Here is a 24,009-nt window from a genome sequence, read left to right as displayed (position 1 = left end):
GCTATCTCAAGAGTTCCTCAAGGTTGAAGTTGACGACGATGGTCCTAAGTCCCTCAGGGGGCGGCGGCAGGGTCTTGGTCTCCTCCACGGCCTTGACGACCGAGGAGTCGAAGTCGGCCCTGCCGGACTGGCGCAGCACCTTGAAGCCCACGATGGTTCCGTCCTTGTCCACGGCCAATTCGATGGTCGCCACGAGACTCGGGTCGGGACGAAGGGCGGGATAACGCCAGTTGTTCTTGATGATCTGCATCACCAGGTTTGCGTAGATATCGACCACGCCGGAGGTCTGGCCCTCGCCCGAAGGCTGGCCCGACTGTTGCGCCTGGCGCTGAGCTTCGGCCAGGGCCTGCTTGCGCGGGTCGGCCTGCTCGGCTTTGCGGCGTTCGGCCTCGGCCTTCTTCTTCGCGTCCTCCAATGCCTTGCGCCTGATCTCCTCGGGCGTGGGTTCGGGCGGCTTCTTGGGTTCTGGCTTGGGCTCGGGCTTTGGCGGCTCGGGCTTGGGTTCCGGTTTTGGCTCGGGCGTTTTCTCCGTAATGGGTTTTGGCTCGGGCTTGGGTTCCGGAACGGGTTCGGGTTTCGGGGGCTCCGGTTTGGGGGGCTCCGGTTTGGGCGGTTCGGGTTTTGGCTCGGGCTTCGGCGGCACGGGCGCGGGCCTGGGCGCGGGCTTGGGCTGTTCCAGCGTCACCAAGTCCACCTGCACCACCGGCAGGTCGAGCCGGATCACCGGAGTCGGCGAGATGATGGACGCGAGCCATACGACCAGCACCACGGCGAGGTGCAGAGCCAGGGAGTACGGGAGGCCGGAACGCATCGTCTATTTTTTTTCCGGCAGCTTGGGAGCCTGCAACGCGTCCCTGGTCTGTTCGGCGACCATGCCGAGCTTGTCGATGCCCGCTGCCTTGGCTTCGCCCATGACCTTGACCACGACGCCGTACGGCACGTCGCCGTCGGCCTTCATGTAGAGCGCTTTTTTCTGGTCCACGACCAATTTTTTCAGATAGTTCTCCAACTCCTCGACCTTGACCTCGAACTCGTCCACGAAGATGCGGCCGCTCCTGTCCACGGTCAGGATCAGGTGGTCCTTGTCTGCGGGCAGTTCCTGTGCGGCCTTGGTCTCGGGCAGGTCCACGTCCAACCCCTGGGTCATCAGGGGAGCGGAGATCATGAAAATGATGAGCAGGTTGAAGACAAGGTCCATGAGCGGAGTGAGGTTCATCTCCGTCAGGAACTTGCGGTTGCTTCTGTAATCGAAGGCCATGTCGTCTCCCGGCCGGATACCGGCCTGAAGGCTTCGCCGCGCGGCTTTGGGGATGTCGCCCGTCCGCGCGCGTTTGCCCGGCTAGATGTCGCTTCCGTTCTCGGCGGTCCAGGCCAGCTCGCGCTGGATGCGGTTCAGGAAGGACGAGGCGAAGTTGACCAGATACGTCTCGATGCTGGCCATCATCCCGACGAAGCCGTTGTAGAACATGGCCGCCGGAATGGCCACGGCGAGTCCGAAGACCGTGGTCGTCAGCGCCTCGGCGATGCCGGGGCCGACCACGATCAGCGAGGCGCTCTTCATCATGCCGATCTCGTGGAACGAGCGCATGATGCCCCAGACCGTGCCGAAGAGACCGAGGAAGGGCGCGATGTTCGTGCAGGTGGAGAGGAAGACGAGGGAACTGCCGACCTCGTCGAGTTGGACGCTCACGCCCTGGCGCAGCGCCCGGCGCACGTTGTCGATGGCCAGCCGCCCCTTCACGCTCGGAGAAAGGTCGGCCTTTTCCAGCCTGCGCAGTTCCTTGAGCGCGAACGACCCGACCATGTACATGGGCGATGTCTGGTTCTGGCTCATGCTCTTCATGGCCGAGGTTATGTCGCCGGACTGCTGGAACAGCTCGAACTGCTCCACGCATTGTTTTCTGACCTTGCGCAACTGGATTATCTTCATGAAAATGATGCTCCAGCTTGCGATGGACATGGCGATAAGGAGATACATGATCGTCTGGATGACAAGACCGGATTCCGTGAGAACCCTCAGAAAAATATCCGTCATGGGCTTCCTACCTTGGGGGTGAATCGAACAATGATATTCTACGGCATCGCCGCAGGGCTAGCAACATGTCCTGGAGGCAAGCAACGGCAGCACTTCTTCCGCCTTTGCATCGAAACGTATGTCGGTGATGTCGCGGTACAGTGTCGGGCCGAGGTTGATTTCGATGACCGTGCCGCCGCGGGCCTTGATGTTTGCTGGGATCTGATTGGCCGGAGCGACTTCGCCCGAGGTACCCACGATGAGTACTGCGTCGGCCTGGGCCGCGAGACGGGATGCCTCGTGCAGGGCGGCCTGCGGGATGCCCTCGCCGAAGAAGACCACGTCTGGCCGCACCACGCCGCCGCACGCCGCGCAACGCCAGGGAATGTCAGAGGCGGTGATCTTTCTTGCCAGGCCGGGATCGTGCGGGGCCTTGCAGCCCGTGCAGTAGAACGTCTGGCAGCCGCCGTGGAATTCCACCACGCGGCGCGATCCCGCTTCCTGGTGCAGGCCGTCGATGTTTTGCGTGATCACGGCCCGTATGCGCCCGGCGCGTTCCATCTCGGCCAGGGCCAAGTGGGCCGGGTTGGGCGCGGCGCGGCCGAAGAAGTCCATGGCCTCGACCAGGAATTCCCAGACCCGCTTCGGGTCGCGCCTGAGCGCGCCGATGCTGGCCACCTCCATGGGATCGAAACGCGACCATAGGCCGCCGGGGCTGCGGAAGTCGGGGATGCCGGACGGCACGGAGATTCCCGCGCCGGTGAAGGCCACTGCGTGGCGGGCGCTTTTGAGCGTTTCGGCCGCGCGTGCGAGTAGGGATTCCAGGGCGGAATCGGACATGGGGAGGGCCTATAGCACGTGTGCGGGCAGGGGGGAAGGGGGCGCGCGGTGCAACGGAAACAGGGGGTTGCGCGGTCTTTCGACCGTGGCCGCCGCCCGTTCCTTGCCCCGGCTCAGCGAAGGCCCAGCAGGCGGCCGGCCAGTTCGCGCGAGTTCGCCTCGCAGGCCTCGTATTCCGCCGCGCTCAGGCCCGCTCCCAGGGCCACCAGCCGACGGCGCTCCGGCCCCACCAAGTCGCCCGGCGCGTGGGCGTCGTTGTTGATGACGAGCTTGGCCCCGGTCTTGCGGGCCATGGCCGCCACGTGGCCGTTGCTCAGGCTGTGGCCGCCGCGCGTGGTGATCTCCAGGAAAACGCCGCGTTCGCGCGCAAGCAGTGCCTCCTCCTCGGTAATCATGCCCGGGTGCGCCAGGATGTCCACCCCGGCCTCGATGGCCGCGAGGTTCGTGCCGCGCTCCACCGGCTCCACGATGGTCTCGCCGTGCATGACCACGATCTCGGCCCCGGCCTCGCGCGCCAAGGTCACGGTCTGTGCGATGAGCGGCGGCGGCACGTGGGTGATCTCGGCCCCGCAGAGCACGTCGATGTCCGCGAACGTGCCATAGGTCGAGGCCATGCGGCGGATGGCCGCGACGTTGAATTCGAGGTTGGAGAGGTCGGCGTGGTCGGTGATGGCCACGGCGCGGTAGCCTGCGGCCTTGGCCCTGCGGATGAGTTCGGCCGGGATCAGCGCGCCGTCGGAGAAGGTGGTGTGGGTATGCAGGTCTATCATGGAGGGCCTTTGCGGGCTACATCTTGTATTTGTCGTCGGGGTCGTAGCGTTCGAGCAGTTCGTTCCACTTGTTGGCGTCCTCGCCGCGAAGCTCGGGCTTCCCCGGCTCGGCCCGGTTGGACGCGGCCTCGGTCAGCACCTGCTCGGCCACGCGGATGGGGGCCTTGGCACGCAGGGCCAGGGCCACCGCGTCCGAGGGGCGCGCGTCGATGCGCCGCTTCTCCTCGCCCACGAGCACCTCGATCTCGGCGAAATAGGTGCCTTCGTCGAGCGAGACGACTTCAACGGCCGTGATCTCGCCGCCCAGCCCCTTGACCATGTTCAGGAGAAGATCGTGGGTCATGGGCCGGGGCAGGGACATCTCGTTCAGGGCCATGGAAATGGCCATGGCCTCCATCGCTCCGATCCAGATGGGCAGGACCTTTTCTTCGGCCATGTCCTTGAGGATCAGGACGGGCACCTGCGAATCCTCGTCCAGGGCGAGTCCGAAAACTTTCATCTCAACCATGGCGCCTCCGCGAGCGTGGCGTTGAGGGAATGCTTTTTGGCCATGGTGATTGTGACACGCGCCGTCTGTCCGGTCAAATCTTCTTCACGCTTCACGGCGTCCGTCGGCAGGGCCACGTTCACGACCCGGCCGTAGGGGTCGCGCCCGGCCAGGGAAGGCGCGTCGCCCGGCCCGTCCTTTCTGCTCCCGCGCTCGAAGACGACCTCGATCTCACGGCCCACCCACGCGGCGTAGGCCTCCTCGGTCAGCCGCTCCTGCAAGGCCTGCAGCTCCAAAAGCCGCCTGGTCTTCACCGCGTCGGCCACCTTGGGCTCGATGTCGCAGGCGCGCACACCGGGCCGGTCGTTGTAGAGGAAGGAGAAGCTCGATTCGAAGCGCACCTCCTCCATCAACGAGAGAGTCTCGCGGAACTCGGCCTCGGTTTCCGTGGGAAATCCCACGATGAGGTCCGTGGAAAGCGCGATGTCCGGCCGCGCCTCGCGCAGGCGGGCCACGATGTCCAGGTAGCGCGCGCGGTCGTACTTGCGGCCCATGAGCGAAAGGATGCGGTCAGAGCCGGACTGCACGGGCAGATGGAGCTTTGGAGCCAGGTTGTCGAGTTCGGCGAAGGCGCGGATGACTTCGGGCGCGATGTCCTTGGGGTGCGAGGTCACGAAGCGCAGCCAGCGAAGACCAGGCAGCCCGGCCACGTCGCGCAGGAGGTCCGCGAAGCCCGTGCCGTCGCCCGAGGCGTCCTGGCCGTAGGAGTTGACGTTCTGGCCGAGCAGGGTGATCTCCGTGGCCCCGCGCGCGAGCCATTCGCGGCATTCGGCCAGCACGTCCGGGGCCGGGCGGGACTTCTGCCGTCCGCGCACGTGGGGCACGATGCAGTAGGCGCAGAAGTTGTCGCAGCCCTGCATGATGGTCACGAAGGCCTGGGACGCGACTTTCTCGTCCGGCCAGTGGCGCTCGCGCGGCTCGTAGCGTTCGGCGAAGTCGAGCAGCGAGAGCCGAAGTCCCGGCTCGGCGGCCAGCCGTTCGATGGCCTGGGGCGCGGCGGCCGCGCCGTCCGTGCCGAAGACCAGCCGCACCTGGGGGAAGCGGCGGAAGAATTCCTCGCCCGCCTGCTGCGCCAGGCAGCCGCCCACGGCCACGAAGGCGCGGGGATTGTCGCGCATGGCGTCGCGCAGCCGCCCGAGCAGGCTGTAGACCTTCTCCTCGGGCTTTTTGCGTACGCTGCACGTGTTGATGACGACCACGTCGGCCTTTGCGGCCTTGTCGGGCGGAATCTCCTCCCAGCCCATGCCGCGCAGGGTGCGGGCGAGCCATTCGGAGTCGCCCGCGTTCATCTGGCAACCGAAGGTTATGATCGAAAACAGCATCGGGCAGTCCTGTGGGGGGCCATGGCGGCGCTTTGCCTTGTGTCCGGCCGGGCCAAGCACCTTGTGGGGCGTTTGAGGCAAATGTCAAGCGTGGAAAAATTTTCGCGGCCTGACGAGGGGGCCGGGCGTCAGCCGTAATGATCCATCAGCCACAAAAAGACGAAGGCCTGGGCCCTGGAGATCACTTCTTCGGGCGGCAGCGCGCCCGCGTCGATGACGCACTCGGCGGCCTCGTCCTCCTCGAAGGGCTCGTCCACGCCCGGCACCACGCCCAGGCCGGGCACGTCTTTGCCCGTGGCCTTGCGATCCAGGGCCTTCTCGTAGAGCCCGGCCATGACCAGCCCTTCGGGGCGCGTGGCCTCGCGGCGCATGGCCTCCTCCACCGGGCACTTGAGGTGGATCTCGGCGAAGCGCGGGATGAGGCGGCGCGCCCGGCGGCGCAACTCGCGCCGGTGCGCGGAAGCGTCCATGACCACGCCCTTGCCGCCGCGCACCAGAAAAGCGGCCTCCTCCACGAACATGGAGTAGGCCCGCTCACGCTCCTCGGCGCTGTAGGAAGGACTGGGGAAATAGGCCTTGCGCCGCTCGTCCATGGACAGGTGCACGGCCATGAAGCCGCGCCGCCTGAGGCCTTCCACCAGGGCCGTGGCCACGGAGGTCTTGCCCGAGCCGGGCAGGCCGGTGACCCACACGGCCCAGCCCTGGCTGCCGTGGCCTTTCTTCATGCCAGGTATCCGTCCACGCCTTGCCAGTCGAAGGGCGCACGCGACAGGGCTCGTTCGAGAAATCGGAAGAGAGCCGCCCTGACCTCGGGCGGGTGGCCGGGATACCACTGCGGGCTGGCCACCACCAGGGCGCGAAAGACGAAGAACGGCCCGATGACCTCAAGCATTTCGCGGTCGCCTGTGGCCTCGATGTAGGTCGCGAAGAAGGCGTCCCACAGTTCACGGAACGGCCCGTCGAAGCGCGGCGTGTCCAGGATGCCCCACAACAGGTAGTTGACGGCCATGGCCGCCACGTCGCCCGCGGCCTCGCCGAACTCGCCCCGGCTCCTGTCCAAGACCCGGAATTCGTCCCCGTCCACGAGCACGTTCCAGGGATGGAAATCGCCGTGCACCACGCACAGCCGCCGCGCATAGCGCTTCAGCCGCCAGCGCCAGTCCACGAGCTGGCGCTCCACTGCCTGGAAGCGCTCGGCCGGAAAAGGCTCGTAATCGGGCGGGTAGGCCTCGTCGATGAGCCCGGTGATGCACTCGCTGGAACCGATCAGGTCGCGCATCCGTCGCCAGTAGAGATGGGGATCGTCGTGTTTTTGCGCGTGTATTACGGCCAGCCAGCGGGCGAAATTTTGGGCCATGGCCAGGTCGGACGGCCTGAAGTCGCCGCTCCGGATGCGGTCCAGGTCGAGAAAATAGTCGTGGCCCGAGAGCTTTTCGTTGACGATGAAGAATTCCTGCGGCTCGTCAAGCGGCACGAGGCGGCCCGCGCCGTCCACGTAGCCCACGCCAAGCGGCGCGCAATGCCGGGGCAGGCGGCCGCTCGTGGCGTGCTGGAAGAGCAGCACGGCCGCGCGGTCCCAGGAGAACTGGTGGCCGTAGACGTCGCCCTTCATGACCGAGAGCACGGCCTCGCGCTCCTCGCCGTCCACGGTGAAGCGCACGAAGAGCGGCTTGCCGTAGCCGAAGCGCTTCATGCCCTGGGCGTCGAGGGTGCCGATGGCCCCGGCCGTCACGAGCCGGGCCGAGGGACCGTGGGCGCGCGTCAGATAGTCCTGCACGAGTTCGGGCGTGAGTTCGATCATGATCCGACATTACCCCATGCCGAGGGCGAGGAAAAGAGGGAAGGAACGGCTTGTCCGAAGCTTTGCGGAGCGCCGATTCTCGTGGCGAGGTTCGCGTGGGTTGACACGGCCGGACGCCGCGCGTATGAACAACCGGCTTTGGCGCATGGGCGTGTTCGCCCCTGAAAGCGCTTTTCCATAATTCTAACAGAGGTCAAGGAGACCATGTCCGAACAAAGCGGCAGTAGACCACGATCACGACACCTCGCCCATGTCTGGGGCGGGGCGGACGTGCGCCGCTAGGATTCATCCTCCCGGCTCGTCCGCCTCGTCCCGCCTTCCGGCGGCGACTTTAGGAGACGAGCCATGCTCATCAAGACCCTTGTCAACGAGCTTCGCGGCCTGATCGCGAGCAAGGACGGCGACGCGTTGCGTCGTTTTTTCGTCATCGGCAACCCCGGCCTGAACGCCGAGGTGCTTTCCCATCTCGACGTCGCCGAGATCGTCGAGATCCTGCGCTACATCGATCCGCTCTACGGCGCGGAACTTTTCGCCCACCTGCCTGCGGAGCAGCAGCGGATCGTCGTGGATTCGCTCTCGCGGCGGCGCTTGATCCTTCTGGTCGCGGCCATGCCGCACGACGACCGCGTGGACCTGCTCAAGCGCATGCCCGATGAGGAGCGCGAGGCCATCCTGCCCGGACTGGCCCAGGCCGAGCGCGACGACATCCTGAAGCTCTCCTCGTACGCCGAGGGCACGGCCGGGTCTATCATGACCTCGGAGTACGTGGCGCTTTCGGCGCACATGACCGTGGCCGAGGCCATCGCCAAGCTGCGCGCCGAGGCCCCGGACGCCGAGACCATCTATTACGCCTACGTGGTGGACGAGAATCGTCGGCTGCGCGGTCTCGTCTCCCTCAAGGATCTGATCCTCGCGCCCTCGCACAAGAAGGTCGAGGCCATCATGAACGCGGACGTGATCTTCGCCCGGGCCGACGAGGACCAGGAGGAGGCCGTGCGCAAGATCGCCAAGTACGACCTCCTCGCGCTGCCGGTCATCAACGGCAACGAGGCTTTGGTGGGCATCATCACTCATGACGACGCCATGGACGTGGCCCATGAGGAAGCCACCGAGGACTTCCACAAGTCGGGCACCGTGGGCAAGATCGAGGGCAGCCTGAAGACCGCCGGGGCATGGCTTTTGTATCGCAAGCGCGTCTTCTGGCTGGTCGTGCTCGTCTTCGGCAACATCTTCTCGGGCGCGGGCATCGCTTATTTCGAGGACACCATCGCCAGCTACGTGGCCCTGGTCTTCTTCCTGCCGCTGCTTATCGACTCGGGCGGCAACGCGGGCTCGCAAGCGGCCACGCTCATGGTCCGCGCCCTGGCCACGGGCGAGGTTGTCATGCGCGACTGGGTGAAGATGCTCGGCCGCGAGGTTCTGGTCGCAACTGGCCTGGGCCTGACCATGGCCGTGGCCGTGAGCGGCCTTGGGCTCTTCAGGGGCGGGCCGGAGATCGCCTTGGTCGTCGCCAGCACCATGGTCGTGGTGGTCGTTGTGGGCAGCCTCATCGGCATGTCGCTGCCCTTCGCGCTCACCAAGCTCAAGTTCGACCCGGCCACGGCCAGCGCGCCGCTCATCACCTCCATCGCGGACGCGGCGGGCGTCATCATCTACTTCACTATCGCCACGGCCATCCTGCCTGGACTGGCCTGATCGGTTTGGCCCATCCGGCGGAGGGCGAATAAGCCCCGTGCATCGAGCATGCACGGGGCTTTTTTGCGAGCGCGAGGCGGATCAAGCCGCCATCGTCCGTTTCGGGTTGACCGCGCCGTTTCGCCTGGGCTAGCGTACATAATGGAGCGAAGAAGCGTCGGCGCATCCGATGGTTCTTCGCACGGAACACGGGAGGTGACGCATGGACAGACGGACCTTTCTGGCCGGAGCCGCCGTGCTGGCGGCCACCGGTCTTCTGCCGGGCGCGGCTCATGCCCAGAGCGCGGCGAGACCGCTGCCCGCGCCGCGAACCGACGGCGGGATGCCGCTCATGAAGGCCCTGGCCGAGCGCAGGAGTTCGCGCTCCTTCGCGCCGCGCGAACTCGGCGAGCAGGAACTTTCGGACATCCTGTGGGCGGCCTTTGGCGTGAACCGGGGCGACGGCAGGCGCACCGCGCCCTCTGCGCGCAATTTCCAGGAGATCGACGTCTACGCGGTCATGGCGGCTGGCGCGTATCGTTACGACGCGCAGGGCCATGCCCTCGTTCCCGTGGCCGATCAGGACATCCGGGAGCTGGCGGGCAGCCAAGCCTTCGCCGCATCCGCGCCGCTCAATCTTGTCTATGCGGCGGATTACGAGCGCATCGGCGCGGCCGAGTCGGAGAAGGAGCGCTACGCCGCCTGGGACACGGGCTTCATCAGCCAGAACGTCTATCTGGTCTGCGCCGCCCTGGGGCTGGCCACGGTGGTGCGGGCCTCCATTGACCGGCCGCGTTTGGCCGCGGCCCTGGGCCTTGTGCCGCGCCAGCACATCACCCTGGCGCAGAGCATCGGCCATCCGGGCTGAACGGGCTTTTCCAACGGCCGCGAGGCGCTGAAACCCTGTCCTTTAGCCGTTCGAAAAATTCGAGGCCCCTTTCCCGGCGCGGGAGTAGGGGCCTCGATCATTTGTGGGGGAAAGAGAGCGGGTCAGATTCCGAAGTTCTCCCTGTGGCGGGCGGCGAATTCCTCGGCCGAGAAGGCGTGCTCCTGGGTGCCGTGGCGCTCCACGCAAAAGCTCGCGCAGGTCGCGCCGATGAGCGCGGCGTCGGGCAATTCCATCCCCTTGGCGAGGCCGTGCAACAGGCCCGCCCTGAAGGCGTCGCCAGCGCCGGTGGGATCGGCTACCTTGGCGGCCTTGGCGGCCGGAACCGGAATTTCTCGCCCTTTCTTGAGGATCAGCGAGCCCTTTTCGCCCAGGGTGACGATGACCGCGCCCGTGAGTTGCTGCAGTTCCTCGCGCGTCTTGCCCGTGACGTTCATGATCAGTTCGAGCTCGTAGTCGTTGACCGTGAGGATGGCCGCGCCCGTGATAGCCTCGATGAGTTGCTCGGGAGACAGGGCCGTGGTCTGCTGGCCGGGATCGAAAATGTAGGGGATCTTCAACTGGCGCAGGATGCGCGGGTATTCGGTCATGTCCTGCACGTTGCCCGGCGAGATGATGGCCAAGGCGTCCACGGGCGGCACGGTGTTCCAATCGAAACTGGAGGGGTGTCGCATGGCGCCGGGGTTGAAGCCAGTGATCTGGTTGTCGGCCTTGTCCGTGGTGATATAGGCTCCGGCCGTGAACTCCGTCTCCACGATCCTGATGCCGCGCAGCGAAAGTCCCTGGGCGCGCAGCCAGTGGGAGTAAGCGTCGAAGTCCTTGCCCGCGCTGCCGATGATCAGCGGATCCTCGTCGAGCAGGCGTAGCGAATAGGCGATATTGCCCGCCGTGCCGCCGAACTTCTCGTCAAGGCCCTCCACCAGGAAGCAGACGTTGAGGATGTGCAGTTTGTCCGGCAGGATGTGATCCTGGAACCGGCCGGGAAAGGTCATGATCCGGTCATAGGCGAGCGAGCCGTTGACGAACAGGCGCATGAATCAGCTCTCCTCCCCTTCGGCGCAGATGGATTCCACCCACTTGATGTAGTCCAGATTGGCCTTGAGAATGGGAGTGGCCGTGACGCAGGGCACGTCGTAGGGGTGCAGTTCCTTGACCGCCTTGATGGCGCGCGGAACGTCGCGCATGCGCGTCTTGCAGAGCATGACCGTTTCGGATGTCTCCTCGATCTTGCCTTCCCACCAGTACATGGACGAAACAGGATCGAAGATGTTGACGCAGGCAATGATCTTGCGTTGCAAAAGCTCCTTGGCGATGGCCGTCGCGGTGGATTTGTCCGGAGTGGTGACGTACAGCGTTGCGAGAGACATTCATGCTCCTTTGCGGATGCGTGGCGCATCAGTTGCAGAACGGGGCGGTATCCTTCTTTTGCCCGGCGAGATACGTCGCCGCGCTGGAGATGTCGGGGGCGGAAAGGGCAGCACCGTTTTGGCGCATGCGCGTCACGGTGCGCTCCCAATATATCTGGTCGCGGCCGAGATTGGCGCAGACGCGCTGGGCGCTGTGACAGCGGCCGCAAACGTTCTTCACCAGGGCCTCGCCTTCAGACGTGTGGGCGGCGGCGTCGGTGGGGAATGAGGAGTTCCCTGCCATGGCCGCGAAGACGAGAATAAAGGCCAGAATGCACAAGCCTTTCATCATGGACGACACGTCGTTACCCTCCCTTTCGGTTCGGCCGCTTTAAACGGCCCGCTCCTTCTAACCACAAATTGTGCATTCGTGCAACAGGTGTACTTCGATGCGGCAATTGCGCATCATGTAAACCGGGCAATGCAGTTTTCATGATCCGAGGTGCAACGATGAAAGATAAACAACGTGCCGCCCAGGTGTACGATGCCCTGCGCGCGCTCTATCCTCCTGTACGATCGTTCCTCGATTTCACCACGCCCTTCGAACTCCTGGTGGCCACCATTCTTTCCGCCCAGTGCACGGACGAACAGGTGAACAAGGTCACGCCCGCGCTCTTCGCGCGCTGGCCGGGGCCGGCCGAGATGGCCCGCGCGGATGTCTCCGAGGTGGAGCAGGCGGTTCGCTCCACGGGTTTCTTTCGCAACAAGGCCAGGAACATCGTGGCCGCCGCGCGCATGATCGTGGACGAGTTCGGGGGCGATGTCCCCCGGACCATGGCCGACCTGGTGCGCCTGCCGGGCGTGGCCCGTAAGACGGCCAACATCGTGCTCACCCAGGCCTTCGGCCTCGTCCGGGGCATCGCCGTGGACACCCACGTGGCGCGGCTCGCGCTACGCCTTGGCCTTTCCGGCTCCAAGCGGCCCGAGGTCATCGAGACCGACCTGTGCGCCGCGTTCGAACAAAGCGTCTGGGGCGAGATCAACCATCTGCTCATCCAGCACGGACGGGCCGTGTGCCAAGCTAGGCTGCCGCGCTGCTCGGCCTGCGCCGTCGCGGTCCTGTGCCCCAAAAAGGGCGTGACAAAATCCGCCTGAACGCTAGGATGCCTCCAGGCCGCTCGCGAAGCGCCTCCAGCCAACGGCCCGCCAAAGGCGGGCCGTGCTGATGACCCAAGGCGCGAAAATATCGCTTGTTTTCCGCCCTGGGTATTCTCGCAAGGAAGGTTTCATGGACAAACTCATCGTCAAGAACGCCGGTCCCCTGCACGGGACCATCACCATCAGCGGCTCCAAGAACGCCGCCCTGCCCATCCTCATGGCCTGCATCCTGCCCACCGGCCGCATCGAACTGACCAACGTGCCGCGCCTGGCGGACATCCATACGTCCTGCAAGCTCCTGAACATCCTGGGCTGCCGCACCACCTTCACGGACAACACCGTGGTCGTGGAGTGCGACAGGCTCACGCCGCACGCGCCCTACGAACTAGTCAAGACCATGCGCGCCTCGGTGCTCTGCCTGGGGCCGCTCCTGGCCGTGCTGGGCGAGGCCAGGGTCTCCATGCCCGGCGGCTGCGCCATCGGCTCGCGGCCCGTGGACATCCACCTCACGGGCCTCGAAGCCTTGGGCGCGACCTTCGAGCTCTCCGAAGGCTACATCATCGGCCGCACCGACGGCCTTAAGGGTGCGCGCATCGTTCTGCGTTTTCCGTCCGTGGGCGCCACGGAGCATCTGATGATGGCCGCGGCCCTGGCCGAGGGCGAGAGCGTCATCGAGAACGCGGCCCGCGAGCCCGAGGTGGCCGATCTGGCCAACTTCCTCAACGCCTGCGGGGCCAGGATCGAGGGCCAGGGCACGAGCGTGGTGCGCATCCAGGGCGTGAGCGAACTGAAGGGCACGTCGTACCGCGTCATGCCCGACCGCATCGAGGCCGGAACGTACATGATTGCCGCGCCGCTCACGGACGGCGAATTGTTGCTGCGCGACTGCCCCTTGCCCGAACTGGACGCGCTGGCCCACACCCTGCGCGAGATGGGCGTGTGGATCAACGAGACCGAGGAGGGCGTGATCGTCAGGAGCGGCGACGACCTCGTGGGCGTGGAGGTGGAGACCCTTCCCTATCCGGGCTTCCCCACGGACATGCAGGCCCAGATCACGACCCTGATGTGCAAGGCAAAGGGCCTTTCCATGGTCGAGGAGACGATCTTCGAGAACCGCTTCATGCACGTCATGGAGTTGAACCGCATGGGCGCGGACATCAAGGTCAAGGGCCACACCGCCGTGGTCAAGGGGCAACGGCCCCTCACGGGCGCGCCGGTCATGGCCTCGGACCTGCGCGCCTCGGCCTCGCTCGTGCTGGCGGGCCTTTCTGCCAAGGGGGCCACCGAGGTGCAGCGCATCTATCACCTCGACCGCGGCTACGAGAACATCGAGCAGAAGCTTACGGCTGTGGGGGCGTCGATTTCCCGGGTCAAAGGTTAGGGGCGCAAGCGGGCGAAAGGGCGAGGCCCGGACGCCCTGGACGGCGAGGGGGGAGACGTGCGGCAGACCGAACAGACCGGGCCGCGCGGTCTTTTTCTGTGGCAGCTTCTGCTGCTGGCTTACGGCGCGGGCATCGTCGCCCTGCGCGATCCGCTCATGGGCGCGGTCGGCCTCGCCGTGCTCGGCCTGTGCATTCGGTCGGGCGATCCCGTCCGTTTCCGGCCGCTGCCGCTGCTCGCCGTCTTCGTTCTCGGGTTTTGCCTTGCGGCCGTGCGACTGCCCGCGCAACCTGAAATCCCGGCCTGGATCATCGAGCGCGAGCGGGTAGAGCTTTCGGGCCTCGTGGTCGAGGCCGAGCAGCGGCCCGAAGGGGCCTGGCGGCTGATCCTGGATGATCTCGCCTGCCTGCGCGAGGACGGCGCGCATGAAACCCTGCCAGGCCGTCTGGTCCTTTCCTGGCATTATCCGCCCCGGCCCCCCGCGCCCGGCGCACGCCTCACGACAAGCACCCGCGTCTACCCCCAGGGCGGTTTCCGCAATTTCGGCGGAGCGGATTTCACCTTCTACTGGCAGACGCGCGGGGCCTTCTGGCGGGCCTACGCGCGCGGCGACGCGGCCACGCTCGAGGCCCCCGGGGTCTTAGGGATATGGGCGCGGCGGCTGGCCTTGGTGGAGAGGCTTTCGGCCCTCGCGCCCAAGGGGCAGGCCGGGGCGCTCGTCACGGCCCTGCTGGCCGGGGACCGCTCCGGACTCTCCCAGGAGAGCGTGGAGCGCCTGCGCGCGGCCGCGCTGGCCCACACCCTGGCCCTCTCGGGGCTGCACCTGGCCATGGCCGTGGGGCTCGGCGCGGCCCTGGCCCTTGCCGTTGGCCGCGTGCGGCCCGCCACGTACCTGCGCCTGCCCCTGCCGCGCCTGGCCGTGCTCATGGCCGCACCCCTGGCGCTTCTCTACGTCTGGCTCGGCGGGGCGAGCCATTCGCTGCTGCGCGCGGCCCTGATGTTCGCGGCCTTCGGGTTCATGCTCTGGCGCGGCCGCCGGGGGGCCTTTCTGGACGGCCTGTTTCTGGCCCTGGCCGTGCTTTTGCTCCTTTCGCCGCTCTCCCTCTTCGACCTCGGGCTTCGCATGTCGGCCCTGGCCGTGGCCGGGATCATCGTGGGCGCGCCGTACTTCGACCGTCTGGCCGGACGGTTGTCCGAGCGCCTGATCCCCGCCGAGCGGGCGCGGTTTCTGCTGCGCTGGCCGCTGTGCATCCTCGGTGTGAGCCTGTGCGCCAACCTGGCACTTTTGCCGCTCACGCTGCAGGCCTTCGGCGAGGTTCCGCTCGGGCTCGTCTGGAACCTCTTCTGGCTGCCCCTGATGCAGGTCTGGCTCATGCCGCTCGGACTGGCCGCGCTCGTGCCGCTGGCCCTCGGCCTTGACGGAGCGGCGGCTTGGCTCCTGTGGCTGGCCTCGCTCCCGGCCGAGGCGCTGTTCGCGCTCCTGGCGCGGGCCGACGCCTCGGGCCTGCTCGTGGTCCTCACGGGCGTGCGGCCGCTCTGGCCCGCCATGCTCGGGGCCTGGCTTCTGGCCGTGTGGTTCTTTCTGCCCCGTCGGCCGTTGGCTGTGCTCGGCCTTTGCTTCGCGCTCCTGGCCGGTCCGGTCGTCCTGGCCGGGTACGAGGAGCGGCGCGAGCGCGTGGCCGTGGAGTTGATCGACGTGGGCCAAGGGTTGGCCGTGCTCGTCGAGGGACCGGGCGGCGCGCGGCTGCTTCTGGACGCGGGCGGCTTGGCCAGCCGGACCTTCGACGTGGGCCGCGCCGTGGTGGTTCCCCGCCTGACCTTGAACCGCGATCCGCGCCTGGACGTTTTGGCCGTGTCGCACGCCGATCGGGATCACGCCGGGGGCGCGGCGGCTGTTGTCCGAGCCCTTCGGGTCGGCGGCTTCGCCTGGAACGGCAGGGACGGCGAGGCGCATTCCCTGCGCGAGCTTTTGCCGCTTCTCGACGCGCGCGGCGTGGACAGCCGCGTGGTCACGGCCGGGGAGCGCATCGACCTTGGCCGTGAATTACGGCTCGACGTTTTGCACCCCGCCCCGGATTTCGCCGGGCGCGGCAGCAACGACGGCTCTCTGGTGCTCAGGCTCGTGTGGCGGGGACGGCCCCTTGCGCTGTTGCCGGGCGACGTGGAGCGGGCAGGCATTCGCGCCCTGCTCGACGCGGGGAGCGAGTTGTCCGCCGATCTTTTGGTCCTGCCGCATCACGGCGCGGCCGGAAGCCTCTCGCCCGCCCTGCTCGACGCAGTGGCGCCACGCATCGCGGCCGCGGGCACGGGCTGGCTCAACCAGTGGAACTTCCCTTCCTGCGCGGTCCGCGAGGCCCTGGGCGCTCGCGGCGTGCCGCTCTACGACACCGGAGCGTACGGCGCGGTGCGCGTGACATGGGACGGCCCGGACGCCGCGCCGAGCGTGCGGACGTTCCTGGCCGGGCCAGCGCCGCGCGAGCCTTGCGCCGAGCGCCCCAGGCGTCGTACAAGTGGAGAAAGAGAAGGGGATATCTAGGAAGACTGTTGACAGATTCTGTTTTGCGGATCGCTCGAAAAGGGCCAATGGCACTCTCGGGGCGGTCTGACGGGGGAGGGACAATGACGCGCATCATGCTCATCGTGGCTGTCTTGAGCCTGGCCGCGCCCGCGAGCGCCCTGACCCCGGGCAAGCCCGTGGACATCCGCTGCGCCGAGGACTGGAAGGCCGGGCCGGTGAACGTCTACGGCAGCTACGGCACGCGCCACCAGTTCGAGGTCGAGGTGCCGCCCGCCTGCGCGGGCAAGCGCATCCGCTACCATTTTACCGGGCGCGCCGCCGCCCAGGCCGCGCGTTGCGACGCCCAGGTCCGCTACGGCAGCGGCGGCTCGTCGCCGCGCGTGGAGGCGTTCGTCTCGGGGATGGACGAGCAGGCGGGCGAGGTGCCGTCGGTGCTTTCCGAGACCGAGCGCCTGGTCAGGGTGCGCTGCCTCTCGGGCGACGACGACCGACCGCTTAACGTGCGCGCCTGCGTCTCCTGCACGCCGGACACCTCGGCCGAGGACCTTTTCATGCGCGAATTGCAGGAGTTCAAATCCCAATAATTCAGCACTTAGGCGGATTCGTGCGCGACCAGCGCCTGGCCAGGGCCACGCCCACCAGGTTCTGCCACAGGCTGAAGATCGCTCCGGGCAGCGCGGCCGCCGGGCCGAAGAAGGCTCCGGCCAGGGCCACGGCCAAACCCGAATTCTGCATGCCCACCTCGATGGAGATGGTCCGCGCGCGCGTGGCGTCCGAGCCCATGAGCCGGGCGCAGTGGTAGCCAAGCCCGAATCCGGCCGCGTTGTGCAGGACCACGGCCGCCATGACCAGCGCCGGGAAGGCCAGGATGGTCTTCTGGTTCAGCCCCACCACACAGGCGATGATGAGCGAGATGGTGACCATGGATATGGCCGGAAAGATGCAGGCCACGGGTCGCAGGCGGTCGCGCAGCAGGCTGCGGATTATCAGCCCGTCGAGCAGCGGGAAGAGCACGATCCAGAAGACCGAGCGGACCATGGCCCAGAAGTCCACCTGGATCTCGTGGCCGAGCAGGAGTTGCACCAGGGCGGGCGTTACGAGCGGGGCGAGCATGGTGGAGACGAGGGTCATGACCACGGACAGGGCCACGTCGGCCCGGGCCAGATAGGTGATGACGTTGGAGGCCGTGCCGCCGGGGCACGCGCCCACGAGCACGAGCCCCACGGCCGCCTCGGGCGGCAGGCCGAGCAGGGCCGAGACGGCCACGGCCAGGATGGGCATGATCGTGTATTGCAGCACGATGCCCGTGCCCGCGCCGCGCCAGTTGCGAAAGGCCCGGCCGAAGTCGGAAAAGTCGAGCGTGAGCCCCATGCCGAACATGATCACCCCAAGGCCCAGGGCGATGTGCGGGGCGATCCAGGTGAAGAGCGGCGGATGCGCCAGGGCCAGGGCCGAGAGGCCGAGCGCGAGCGGCAGGAAGCCGCGCTCGATCAGCCCGACCGCGTTCATTGCCGGGACTCTTCCGCGTGCGCGGTCTCGGCCTTGTGGGCCACGACCATCTTCTTCAACTGGCAGACGCCGCAGACCTCGCGCGGCGTGGGCGCGCCGCACTCCAGGCAGGGCGTGAGCCCGGCCGTGGCGCGGGCCGAGGCCGCGAAGGCCTCGCGTCCGTCGCGCAGGAAGTTTTCGTAGAACTGGGTCTTGGCGCCGGGCCGCGACTGTTCGAGGTTTTCGAGCAGCGCCTTGTGGCCGGTGAAGGACGCGCCGCGCGAGTAGGGGCAGGGCGCGCTGACGTGCGGGATGCCCTTGAGGAAGGCGTAGCAGGCGGTCTCGAATTCGGTCAGGCGGTAGAGCGGCTTCACCTTGCGCGCCTGTCCGCCGTCATCCGCAAGGCACGGCCCCTGGTCGGCCAGGTAGGCCTTGTCCCAGCGCAGCACGTTGGCGAAGAGGCGCGCGGTCTCGTCGTCGAGGTTGTGGCCCGTGGCCAGGGCCGTGAAGCCCTGCTCGCGGGCCACGCGCGAGAAGACGTGGCGCTTGATGGAGCCGCAGGCCGAACAGGTGGGGCGGCCCCTGAGCGCTTCCTTGACGTCGGGGATGGCCAGCCCCATGTCCGGGGTGGAGGCCACGATCAAGGGGATCGAGCGCGCCTCGCAAAAGGCCTCGATGTGCGCGAGCGAGGCGTCGGACGAGCCGGGGATGCCCAGATAGACGTGCAGGCCCGTGACGTCGTAGCCCTGCTCTTTCAACTCGTTGGCCAGGCCGAGGGAGTCCTTGCCGCCGGACAGGGCCACCAGGATGCGGTCCGCAGGCGTGAACATGGCGTGGTCCTTGACGGCCTTTTGCACCTGGCGGCTGAAGAAGAGGAAGAAGCATTCCGGACAGAATCCAGTATTGTGGCTGGGCAGCTTGACCTGGGCTGGGGCCTTGCAACGGCGGCACTTCATGAATGCATCCTATCCTTTGGAGCGCACGGTGCGCACGGTGATCTCGTCGCCCGGCGAAAGGCTGCGGTCCTCGGTGAGCAGTTCGCGGCCACGGATGACCAGAGCCGTGGTGCAGGTCTCGCCCAGGCGGCCCAACAGGGCGCGCACGGTCTTGACGTTGTCGAGGGTCAGGACGGTGCCTTCGGGATCTCTTCGTACTGTTATCATGAGGTGCTTTCGTCCGGTGATGAAGTGCTGTGGTGACGCGGGGATATTAATTCATACCAATTTGGACTGGAAAAGTCATCACCCGGGACGTGAAGCGCCTCATGCCCCATTTTCGGGAGAAGGGCAAATGCGGGAAAAGCCTCCGCGCCCCTCCTGGCGGGTGTTGACCCGGTGGGTAAAATCCTCCATACAATGTTCCCAGCGGCATCGTTGAAAATGAGGAGGAATCCATGGCTGCCCCCGAGAAAAAGGTTCTCGTCGTGGACGACGAGAAACATATCCGCATGCTCTACCGCGAGGAGCTCGAAGCCGAGGGCATGAGCGTCGTCACCTCCAACGGCGAAGAAGACATAGTGGAGCTCATCGAGAGGGAGCGGCCCAAGGTGGTCATCCTGGACATCAAGCTCGGAGCCAACCGCTCGGGACTCGACCTTCTGCAGGAGATCCGGGGCAAGGACCAGGACCTGCCCGTGATCCTCTCCACGGCCTACGACTCCTTCCAGCACGACCTGAAGTCCATTGCCGCCGATTACTACGTGGTCAAGTCCGTGGATCTTTCCGAACTGAAGTCCAAGGTCGATCTGGCCATGAAGAAGGCCCTGACCCAGCGCTAGGCGCGTTCGCATCGCGCGGGATTTGGCTCCGCGTCCGACGGCCGGTTTCCCCGGCCGTTCGCGTTTCAGGTGACAGGCGCGTCGTACGTCACGGCCTTTTGCACGCCGCGCCGCCCTCGAAGGGGGCGGTTTTTCTTGCCCTGGCAGGGCTCTTCTGCTAGCGCCCTTCTCCATGTTCGATTTCAACATGGCGGGGTGGGTCCAGAAGATCGCCCTGATTACTCCCGGCTTTCTCCTGGCCATCACCGTGCACGAGCTCTGCCATGGGCTGATGGCCTTTCGTCTCGGCGACCCAACGGCCCGCATGGCCGGCCGCCTGACGCTCAACCCGTTCAAGCATCTGGACGTCATGGGCACCATCGTGCTGGTCCTCACCCAGATGATCGGCTGGGCCAAGCCGGTGCCCGTGGACCCGCGCTATTTCAGGAATCCGCGCCAAGGCATGGCGCTTGTGGCCGTGGCCGGGCCGCTGGCCAACTTCATCACGGCCGCGATCTTGGCCCGCCTGCATTTGCTGGTCGTGGCCGGACTCTCGGGAGAACCGTCGGAGCTGGCCGTCTCCATCCTGCTGCCCCTGACGGGCATCATCGAGGCGGGCGTCCTCATCAACCTAGTCCTGGGGTGCTTCAACCTGCTGCCCATCCCGCCCCTGGACGGCTCGAACATAGTGGCCCTGTTCCTGCCCCTGCGCACGGCCATGCAATACATGTCCTTCGGTCGCTTCGGCTTCATCGTCATCATCCTTTTGGCCGTGACCGGCATGCTTGGCCAGATTCTCTGGCCGATGATCCGCTTCATGGCCACCATCCTGCTCTGAGGAAATCGCACATGAACAATCGCATCGTTTCCGGCATGCGGCCCACCGGGCCCCTGCACCTCGGCCATTATTTCGGTGTCCTGCTCAACTGGGTGGAGATGCAGAAGGAGCACGACTGTCTCTACTTCGTGGCCGACTGGCACGCCCTGACCACCAATTACGCCGAGCCCCGCGACGTGAAGGGCTTCGTGCCCGAGTTGGTCTGCGACTGGCTGGCCGCCGGGCTCGATCCCGAGCGGGCGATCCTCTTTCAGCAGTCCAGGGTCAAGGAGCACGCCGAGTTGCATCTGCTGCTCTCCATGATCACGCCCACGGGCTGGCTGGAGCGCAACCCCACCTTCAAGGAGGTGCGCGAGCAGTCCAGCAAGGACCTCTCCACCTACGGCTTTCTGGGCTACCCGGTGCTGCAGTGCGCGGACATCGTCATCTACAAGCCCAAGTGGGTGCCCGTGGGCCAAGACCAGTTGCCGCACCTGGAGCTGACGCGCGAGATCGTGCGCCGCTTCAACTACCTGTACGGCGAGTACTTCCCCGAGCCCGAGGCCAAGCTGACCTCCTCGGCCAAGCTGCCGGGCCTTGACGGCCGCAAGATGTCCAAGAGCTATGGCAACTCCATCTATCTGAAGGACCCCATGTCCGAGATCAGGCCCAAGGTCATGAGCATGCTCACGGACACCAAGCGCCAGCGCCTGAAGGACCCGGGCGAGCCCAAGGACTGCAACCTCTTCCCGTACCTGGAGTTGCTCGCGCCCACGGGGATCTTGCCCGAGATCGAGGAGGGCTGTCGCACGGCCGCTCGGGGCTGCGGTGACTGCAAAAAGCTCCTGGCCGAGAAGATGGCCGACTTCCTGGAGCCCATCCAGGCACGGCGCAGGGAGTACGAGGCCAGGCCCGATACCTTGCAGGACATCATCGTCGCCGGTTCCGACAAGGCCCGTGCCCTGGCCCAGCAAACCATGGACGACGTGCGCAGGCTCTTGAATTTCGACTTCTAGGCCCGAAGAGCAGCTTCGGACCGCCAATCAGAAAAGGCCCCGGTCGCATGCGACCGGGGCCTTTTGCGTTGGTGTGGGGTTTGCGTTTATCCGCCCGTGACCGGCAGGGTGACCTGCATGCCCATGAGGGGCCAGATGAACATGACGAAGAGGCTCAAGACCACCATGAGCATGACCGAGGCGATAATTCCGTACTTGAAGAATTCGCCCGAGGTGAACTGCTTGGAGTCGTAGGCGATGGCGTTGGGCGCAGCGCCCACGAGCAGAACGAAGGGCATGCCCGCCGTGGCCAGCGATGCGAAGAGCACCACCTCTCCGGCCACGCCCAGATAGGGGGCAATGACCAGGGCCACGGGCAGCGAGATGGCGATGGCCGCGACGTTCATGATGAAGTTGGTCATGATGAGCACGAAGAACGCGATGCTCATGACGAAGACGAACCAGTTGGCTTCCTTGAAGATCGTCAGCCAGTTCACGGCCAGCCATTGCGCCGCGCCAGTCTCCCAGAGGCAGAAACCGATGGACATGGCGCCCGCGAAGAGCAGGATGATGTTCCAGGGAATGGCTTCCAGGTCGTTGATGTCCAGAATCTTGATCACGAAGAAGGTGATCGTGGAGATCAAGAGGACGGCGGACTTGTTGTAGGGGGCCAGGGCCGGGATGAAGGACTGCAGCGACATGAAGGCGATGACCGAGAGGACGATGCCCGCGGCCAGCTTTTCGTTCTTGGTGATCGGTCCCATGCTCTTGTCGAGTTCCTCGACCTTCTTGCGCAGGCCGGGGATGGTGGACTTCTCCGGCTTGAAGAAGAACATCATGAAGCACCACAGCAGACCGACCATGAGGAAACCGAGCGGCGCGTTGTAATAGAGGTACTGGAAGAACGAGATGTCCTGCCCGGCCAAGTCCTTGAAGAAGCCCAGGGCCACGATGCCGCGCGCCGCGCCGAGCAGACAGATGATGGAGCCCGCGCCCGCGACGTAGGCCATGCCGATGAACAGGCCCTTGCCGAATTTGGTGACCTTGTCGCCCTCACCGTAGAGGCTGTAGATGGCCAGGAGCAGGGGGTAGACCGTGGCGGCCACGGCCGTGTGGGCCATGAACAGGGTCAGGAAGGCTGTGACGAAGAAGCAGCCCAGGTAGATCATGCTCGTGCGTTCGCCCACGACCTTCAGCATCTTGTAGGCCAGACGCCTGGTCAGACCGGTCTTGGTGAAGACCAAGCCGATGACCACGGAGCCGAAGATGAAGAGTACCGAGGGATCCATGAAGGCGCGGTAGGCGTCCTTTGCGGGCCTGATGAAGAACAGGGCCTGGAGCGTTCCGATGAGCAGTGAGGTGACGCCGATGGGCACGACCTCGAAGACCCACCACAGGCCCGCCCAGAGGAAGACCGCCAGGGCGCCCTTGGCCTCGCGGCTGAGGGCGAAGCTCACGCCTAGGGGATCGACGGCGTCGGGCCAGGGCGGAGAGTAGTAGACGATGAAGAAAAGGGCCGGGCCAAGCATCGCAAGAAGAAGCTTGGACCAGTTGAATGACTTCTGCTGTGCCGCGTCGGTGGCGCTCATGTGATTGTCTCCTGGAAGTGCAGGTCGTTCGTTGAGGTTTTTGGTTGCTGAACGGTCGTGTTCATTCGGCTAGCAGGAAAGCATGAGTTTGCGGACTTCCTCGAAGATGTCGCCGTAGCGCAGCACGCCAACGACCTTGCCATTCTCGGTGACGAGCAGCGGCTGGCGCACACCCAGGATGAAGCGATGCAGTGCCTTGTCCAGGCTGTCTTCGACGTCCACGAAGGACTGTTCGGCGAGAGGGCCGATGACCTCGGAGACCTTGAGGTTCGCTGCCCTGGGACAGACCCTGGCCAGCGACTCCGGCCAGAGTTGGAAGTCCTTGTACAGGGACGAGACGTATTCGCTGGAGAGGGCGCTCGGGATGTCCTTTTGCTGGAGTATTTTTTTGTACGTCGGTTCGAGTGCGAGAAAGATGTCGAGCATGGTCAGTACGCCCTTGAATTCCCCCGTTTCGGAGAAGACGAGCGCATCGCGGTGGGCCTTCTCCTGGCCCTTCGCGGCTTTGTAGTTCTCGAAGGCCTTGAAGCATTCGCGCAAGGTGTCATCGTCCTTGACGCTCACGTATTCTGAAATTGGGATCATCAATTTTTTGGTCTTGATCGAATCCATCTGGCGTCCCTTTTCAAGGTCATCCACGGTTACAGGTTGAGCGATCGTCCGCAGGTCTCAGGTTCTCTTCTCCCATGATGCAAGTTGGCTTGTGATAAGTTGGACTAACTTTTGTGTCAAGGAAAAATCTAACAGAATATGAATTTTTTTTAATTATAGTGATCCTTGGGAACCCTTGTCTTGCATAGATTTCGGAGGACACAGGGAGGAAAATGTATTTGTGAAAAAAAGTGCGTTAAGTTTTGTTATGGCACTTTTCATCTGTTTTCCGTCAGGGGGCAGGGGCCATGGATGGACCGGCGCTGCGTGGGTTTGGTGGAATTCAGGGGTGATCGTTCGATCGATCACAAGGGGGCCCGCCGCTGACTCGGGGGCCAGGGGGATGTTTTCCGAAGCCGCGGCGTGTTCTCCCGTCCAACTCGGCGGGCGTGCGGCAGGGGGCCGGGAAGGGGGCGGCAGACGTTCGGCAGACGTTCGGCAGACGTTCGGCAGGCGG

Annotated in this window: 26 protein-coding genes; 9 read left to right on the top strand and 17 right to left on the bottom strand. The window is 65.6% G+C overall.

From position 1 onward, the window contains the following. Position 1: 1 nt before the first annotated feature. The 9 genes from tolA to DSAT_RS03915 all read right to left on the bottom strand — a co-directional run bounded on the left by tolA (position 2) and on the right by DSAT_RS03915 (position 7,294). Positions 2 to 811 (bottom strand): cell envelope integrity protein TolA, encoded by an 810-nt coding sequence (tolA, locus tag DSAT_RS03955; protein ID WP_020886298.1) that lies wholly within the window; start codon positions 809 to 811, stop codon positions 2 to 4. 3 nt (positions 812 to 814) lie between these two features. Then, on the bottom strand, positions 815 to 1,258 hold the full coding sequence (locus DSAT_RS03950; RefSeq protein ID WP_020886297.1) for an ExbD/TolR family protein: 444 nt from the start codon (positions 1,256 to 1,258) through the stop codon (positions 815 to 817). Between the two features lie 81 nt (positions 1,259 to 1,339). Next, on the bottom strand, positions 1,340 to 2,035 hold the full coding sequence (locus DSAT_RS03945) for a MotA/TolQ/ExbB proton channel family protein (RefSeq protein ID WP_020886296.1): 696 nt from the start codon (positions 2,033 to 2,035) through the stop codon (positions 1,340 to 1,342). A 57-nt stretch (positions 2,036 to 2,092) separates the two neighbouring features. Beyond that, the gene (locus DSAT_RS03940) at positions 2,093 to 2,854 is read right to left on the bottom strand and encodes an NAD-dependent deacylase (protein ID WP_020886295.1); all 762 of its coding nucleotides are present in this window, start codon (positions 2,852 to 2,854) and stop codon (positions 2,093 to 2,095) included. A 113-nt stretch (positions 2,855 to 2,967) separates the two neighbouring features. Further along, positions 2,968 to 3,624, bottom strand: a complete 657-nt coding sequence (locus tag DSAT_RS03935) for a histidinol phosphate phosphatase domain-containing protein (protein ID WP_020886294.1) — start codon at positions 3,622 to 3,624, stop codon at positions 2,968 to 2,970. A 16-nt stretch (positions 3,625 to 3,640) separates the two neighbouring features. Next, a complete protein-coding gene (locus DSAT_RS03930; RefSeq protein ID WP_020886293.1) occupies positions 3,641 to 4,132 on the bottom strand; it encodes a bifunctional nuclease family protein in 492 nt (163 codons plus the stop codon). After that, positions 4,120 to 5,493: a tRNA (N6-isopentenyl adenosine(37)-C2)-methylthiotransferase MiaB gene (gene miaB / locus DSAT_RS03925; protein WP_020886292.1), complete on the bottom strand. Its 1,374-nt coding sequence runs from the start codon at positions 5,491 to 5,493 to the stop codon at positions 4,120 to 4,122. Before miaB ends, DSAT_RS03930 begins: the two co-directional genes overlap by 13 nt. Before the next feature lie 128 nt (positions 5,494 to 5,621). Continuing rightward, a complete protein-coding gene (locus DSAT_RS03920; protein WP_020886291.1) occupies positions 5,622 to 6,218 on the bottom strand; it encodes an adenylyl-sulfate kinase in 597 nt (198 codons plus the stop codon). Further along, on the bottom strand, positions 6,215 to 7,294 hold the full coding sequence (locus tag DSAT_RS03915) for a phosphotransferase family protein (RefSeq protein ID WP_020886290.1): 1,080 nt from the start codon (positions 7,292 to 7,294) through the stop codon (positions 6,215 to 6,217). Before DSAT_RS03915 ends, DSAT_RS03920 begins: the two co-directional genes overlap by 4 nt. Positions 7,295 to 7,639: 345 nt before the next feature. Here DSAT_RS03915 and mgtE point away from each other — a divergent pair, with 345 nt between their 5' ends. Together mgtE and DSAT_RS03905 are read left to right on the top strand one after the other, a co-directional pair. Further along, positions 7,640 to 8,989, top strand: a complete 1,350-nt coding sequence (gene mgtE, locus DSAT_RS03910; protein WP_020886289.1) for a magnesium transporter — start codon at positions 7,640 to 7,642, stop codon at positions 8,987 to 8,989. 202 nt (positions 8,990 to 9,191) lie between these two features. After that, positions 9,192 to 9,836 (top strand): SagB/ThcOx family dehydrogenase, encoded by a 645-nt coding sequence (locus DSAT_RS03905; RefSeq protein ID WP_020886288.1) that lies wholly within the window; start codon positions 9,192 to 9,194, stop codon positions 9,834 to 9,836. A 122-nt stretch (positions 9,837 to 9,958) separates the two neighbouring features. Here the strand turns inward: DSAT_RS03905 and DSAT_RS03900 are convergent, their stop codons facing one another. Genes DSAT_RS03900 through DSAT_RS03890 form a run of 3 tightly spaced genes read right to left on the bottom strand, consistent with a single transcriptional unit; the run spans position 9,959 to position 11,552 of the window. Beyond that, positions 9,959 to 10,888: a carbohydrate kinase family protein gene (locus DSAT_RS03900; RefSeq protein WP_020886287.1), complete on the bottom strand. Its 930-nt coding sequence runs from the start codon at positions 10,886 to 10,888 to the stop codon at positions 9,959 to 9,961. Positions 10,889 to 10,891: 3 nt separating this feature from the next. After that, positions 10,892 to 11,221, bottom strand: coding sequence for a divalent-cation tolerance protein CutA (gene cutA / locus DSAT_RS03895; protein WP_020886286.1), 330 nt, complete (start codon positions 11,219 to 11,221; stop codon positions 10,892 to 10,894). Positions 11,222 to 11,249: 28 nt separating this feature from the next. Next, positions 11,250 to 11,552, bottom strand: coding sequence for a hypothetical protein (locus tag DSAT_RS03890; protein WP_235695919.1), 303 nt, complete (start codon positions 11,550 to 11,552; stop codon positions 11,250 to 11,252). A 158-nt stretch (positions 11,553 to 11,710) separates the two neighbouring features. Between DSAT_RS03890 and nth the strand changes: the two genes are divergently transcribed. The 4 genes from nth (at position 11,711) to DSAT_RS03870 (ending at position 16,840) form a co-directional block, all read left to right on the top strand. Next, entirely contained in the window at positions 11,711 to 12,355 is a 645-nt protein-coding gene (gene nth / locus DSAT_RS03885; protein ID WP_020886284.1) for an endonuclease III, read from the top strand. 133 nt (positions 12,356 to 12,488) lie between these two features. Then, positions 12,489 to 13,739 (top strand): UDP-N-acetylglucosamine 1-carboxyvinyltransferase, encoded by a 1,251-nt coding sequence (gene murA / locus DSAT_RS03880; protein ID WP_020886283.1) that lies wholly within the window; start codon positions 12,489 to 12,491, stop codon positions 13,737 to 13,739. A gap of 57 nt (positions 13,740 to 13,796) precedes the next feature. Further along, complete coding sequence (locus DSAT_RS03875; RefSeq protein WP_020886282.1) at positions 13,797 to 16,274, top strand: DNA internalization-related competence protein ComEC/Rec2; 2,478 nt, start codon at positions 13,797 to 13,799, stop codon at positions 16,272 to 16,274. Between the two features lie 83 nt (positions 16,275 to 16,357). Next, positions 16,358 to 16,840 carry a hypothetical protein gene (locus tag DSAT_RS03870; RefSeq protein ID WP_020886281.1) on the top strand — a complete coding sequence of 161 codons (483 nt, stop codon included), beginning with the start codon at positions 16,358 to 16,360 and terminating at the stop codon, positions 16,838 to 16,840. A 1-nt stretch (position 16,841) separates the two neighbouring features. Here the strand turns inward: DSAT_RS03870 and DSAT_RS03865 are convergent, their stop codons facing one another. The 3 genes from DSAT_RS03865 to DSAT_RS03855 are packed head-to-tail and all read right to left on the bottom strand — an operon-like array spanning position 16,842 to position 18,907. Beyond that, complete coding sequence (locus tag DSAT_RS03865; RefSeq protein ID WP_020886280.1) at positions 16,842 to 17,765, bottom strand: bile acid:sodium symporter family protein; 924 nt, start codon at positions 17,763 to 17,765, stop codon at positions 16,842 to 16,844. After that, positions 17,762 to 18,700, bottom strand: coding sequence for a PP-loop family protein (locus tag DSAT_RS03860; protein WP_020886279.1), 939 nt, complete (start codon positions 18,698 to 18,700; stop codon positions 17,762 to 17,764). Before DSAT_RS03860 ends, DSAT_RS03865 begins: the two co-directional genes overlap by 4 nt. Positions 18,701 to 18,709: 9 nt before the next feature. Further along, entirely contained in the window at positions 18,710 to 18,907 is a 198-nt protein-coding gene (locus DSAT_RS03855) for a hypothetical protein (RefSeq protein WP_020886278.1), read from the bottom strand. A gap of 230 nt (positions 18,908 to 19,137) precedes the next feature. On the opposite strand from DSAT_RS03855, the gene DSAT_RS03850 reads away from it, so the two are divergent. The 3 genes from DSAT_RS03850 (at position 19,138) to trpS (ending at position 21,333) form a co-directional block, all read left to right on the top strand. After that, a complete protein-coding gene (locus DSAT_RS03850) occupies positions 19,138 to 19,521 on the top strand; it encodes a response regulator (RefSeq protein WP_020886277.1) in 384 nt (127 codons plus the stop codon). Positions 19,522 to 19,693: 172 nt separating this feature from the next. After that, positions 19,694 to 20,338 carry a site-2 protease family protein gene (locus DSAT_RS03845; protein WP_020886276.1) on the top strand — a complete coding sequence of 215 codons (645 nt, stop codon included), beginning with the start codon at positions 19,694 to 19,696 and terminating at the stop codon, positions 20,336 to 20,338. An 11-nt stretch (positions 20,339 to 20,349) separates the two neighbouring features. After that, entirely contained in the window at positions 20,350 to 21,333 is a 984-nt protein-coding gene (gene trpS, locus DSAT_RS03840; RefSeq protein ID WP_020886275.1) for a tryptophan--tRNA ligase, read from the top strand. A gap of 86 nt (positions 21,334 to 21,419) precedes the next feature. Here the strand turns inward: trpS and DSAT_RS03835 are convergent, their stop codons facing one another. Together DSAT_RS03835 and DSAT_RS03830 are read right to left on the bottom strand one after the other, a co-directional pair. Beyond that, positions 21,420 to 22,901, bottom strand: coding sequence for an SLC13 family permease (locus tag DSAT_RS03835; RefSeq protein ID WP_020886274.1), 1,482 nt, complete (start codon positions 22,899 to 22,901; stop codon positions 21,420 to 21,422). A gap of 69 nt (positions 22,902 to 22,970) precedes the next feature. After that, positions 22,971 to 23,513, bottom strand: a complete 543-nt coding sequence (locus tag DSAT_RS03830) for a CBS domain-containing protein (RefSeq protein WP_020886273.1) — start codon at positions 23,511 to 23,513, stop codon at positions 22,971 to 22,973. Between the last annotated feature and the right edge of the window lie 496 nt (positions 23,514 to 24,009).

Origin of the sequence: Alkalidesulfovibrio alkalitolerans DSM 16529, assembly GCF_000422245.1 — a bacterium.
GTDB lineage: Bacteria > Desulfobacterota > Desulfovibrionia > Desulfovibrionales > Desulfovibrionaceae > Alkalidesulfovibrio > Alkalidesulfovibrio alkalitolerans.
Note: the sequence above shows the minus strand (reverse complement) of the source record. Positions and strands in the feature narration are given on the sequence as shown.

Coding starts and splice junctions, on each gene's coding strand:
- DSAT_RS03945 (WP_020886296.1), bottom strand. CDS start 2,035: ATGACGGATATTTTTCTGAGGGTTCTCACGGAATCCGGTCTTGTCATC.
- DSAT_RS03920 (WP_020886291.1), bottom strand. CDS start 6,218: ATGAAGAAAGGCCACGGCAGCCAGGGCTGGGCCGTGTGGGTCACCGGC.
- cutA (WP_020886286.1), bottom strand. CDS start 11,221: ATGTCTCTCGCAACGCTGTACGTCACCACTCCGGACAAATCCACCGCG.
- nth (WP_020886284.1), top strand. CDS start 11,711: ATGAAAGATAAACAACGTGCCGCCCAGGTGTACGATGCCCTGCGCGCG.
- trpS (WP_020886275.1), top strand. CDS start 20,350: ATGAACAATCGCATCGTTTCCGGCATGCGGCCCACCGGGCCCCTGCAC.
- DSAT_RS03905 (WP_020886288.1), top strand. CDS start 9,192: ATGGACAGACGGACCTTTCTGGCCGGAGCCGCCGTGCTGGCGGCCACC.
- miaB (WP_020886292.1), bottom strand. CDS start 5,493: ATGCTGTTTTCGATCATAACCTTCGGTTGCCAGATGAACGCGGGCGAC.
- tolA (WP_020886298.1), bottom strand. CDS start 811: ATGCGTTCCGGCCTCCCGTACTCCCTGGCTCTGCACCTCGCCGTGGTG.
- DSAT_RS03860 (WP_020886279.1), bottom strand. CDS start 18,700: ATGAAGTGCCGCCGTTGCAAGGCCCCAGCCCAGGTCAAGCTGCCCAGC.
- DSAT_RS03870 (WP_020886281.1), top strand. CDS start 16,358: ATGACGCGCATCATGCTCATCGTGGCTGTCTTGAGCCTGGCCGCGCCC.
- DSAT_RS03915 (WP_020886290.1), bottom strand. CDS start 7,294: ATGATCGAACTCACGCCCGAACTCGTGCAGGACTATCTGACGCGCGCC.
- DSAT_RS03930 (WP_020886293.1), bottom strand. CDS start 4,132: ATGGTTGAGATGAAAGTTTTCGGACTCGCCCTGGACGAGGATTCGCAG.
- DSAT_RS03935 (WP_020886294.1), bottom strand. CDS start 3,624: ATGATAGACCTGCATACCCACACCACCTTCTCCGACGGCGCGCTGATC.
- murA (WP_020886283.1), top strand. CDS start 12,489: ATGGACAAACTCATCGTCAAGAACGCCGGTCCCCTGCACGGGACCATC.
- mgtE (WP_020886289.1), top strand. CDS start 7,640: ATGCTCATCAAGACCCTTGTCAACGAGCTTCGCGGCCTGATCGCGAGC.
- DSAT_RS03940 (WP_020886295.1), bottom strand. CDS start 2,854: ATGTCCGATTCCGCCCTGGAATCCCTACTCGCACGCGCGGCCGAAACG.
- DSAT_RS03850 (WP_020886277.1), top strand. CDS start 19,138: ATGGCTGCCCCCGAGAAAAAGGTTCTCGTCGTGGACGACGAGAAACAT.
- DSAT_RS03855 (WP_020886278.1), bottom strand. CDS start 18,907: ATGATAACAGTACGAAGAGATCCCGAAGGCACCGTCCTGACCCTCGAC.
- DSAT_RS03845 (WP_020886276.1), top strand. CDS start 19,694: ATGTTCGATTTCAACATGGCGGGGTGGGTCCAGAAGATCGCCCTGATT.
- DSAT_RS03830 (WP_020886273.1), bottom strand. CDS start 23,513: ATGGATTCGATCAAGACCAAAAAATTGATGATCCCAATTTCAGAATAC.
- DSAT_RS03865 (WP_020886280.1), bottom strand. CDS start 17,765: ATGAACGCGGTCGGGCTGATCGAGCGCGGCTTCCTGCCGCTCGCGCTC.
- DSAT_RS03890 (WP_235695919.1), bottom strand. CDS start 11,552: ATGATGAAAGGCTTGTGCATTCTGGCCTTTATTCTCGTCTTCGCGGCC.
- DSAT_RS03950 (WP_020886297.1), bottom strand. CDS start 1,258: ATGGCCTTCGATTACAGAAGCAACCGCAAGTTCCTGACGGAGATGAAC.
- DSAT_RS03900 (WP_020886287.1), bottom strand. CDS start 10,888: ATGCGCCTGTTCGTCAACGGCTCGCTCGCCTATGACCGGATCATGACC.
- DSAT_RS03835 (WP_020886274.1), bottom strand. CDS start 22,901: ATGAGCGCCACCGACGCGGCACAGCAGAAGTCATTCAACTGGTCCAAG.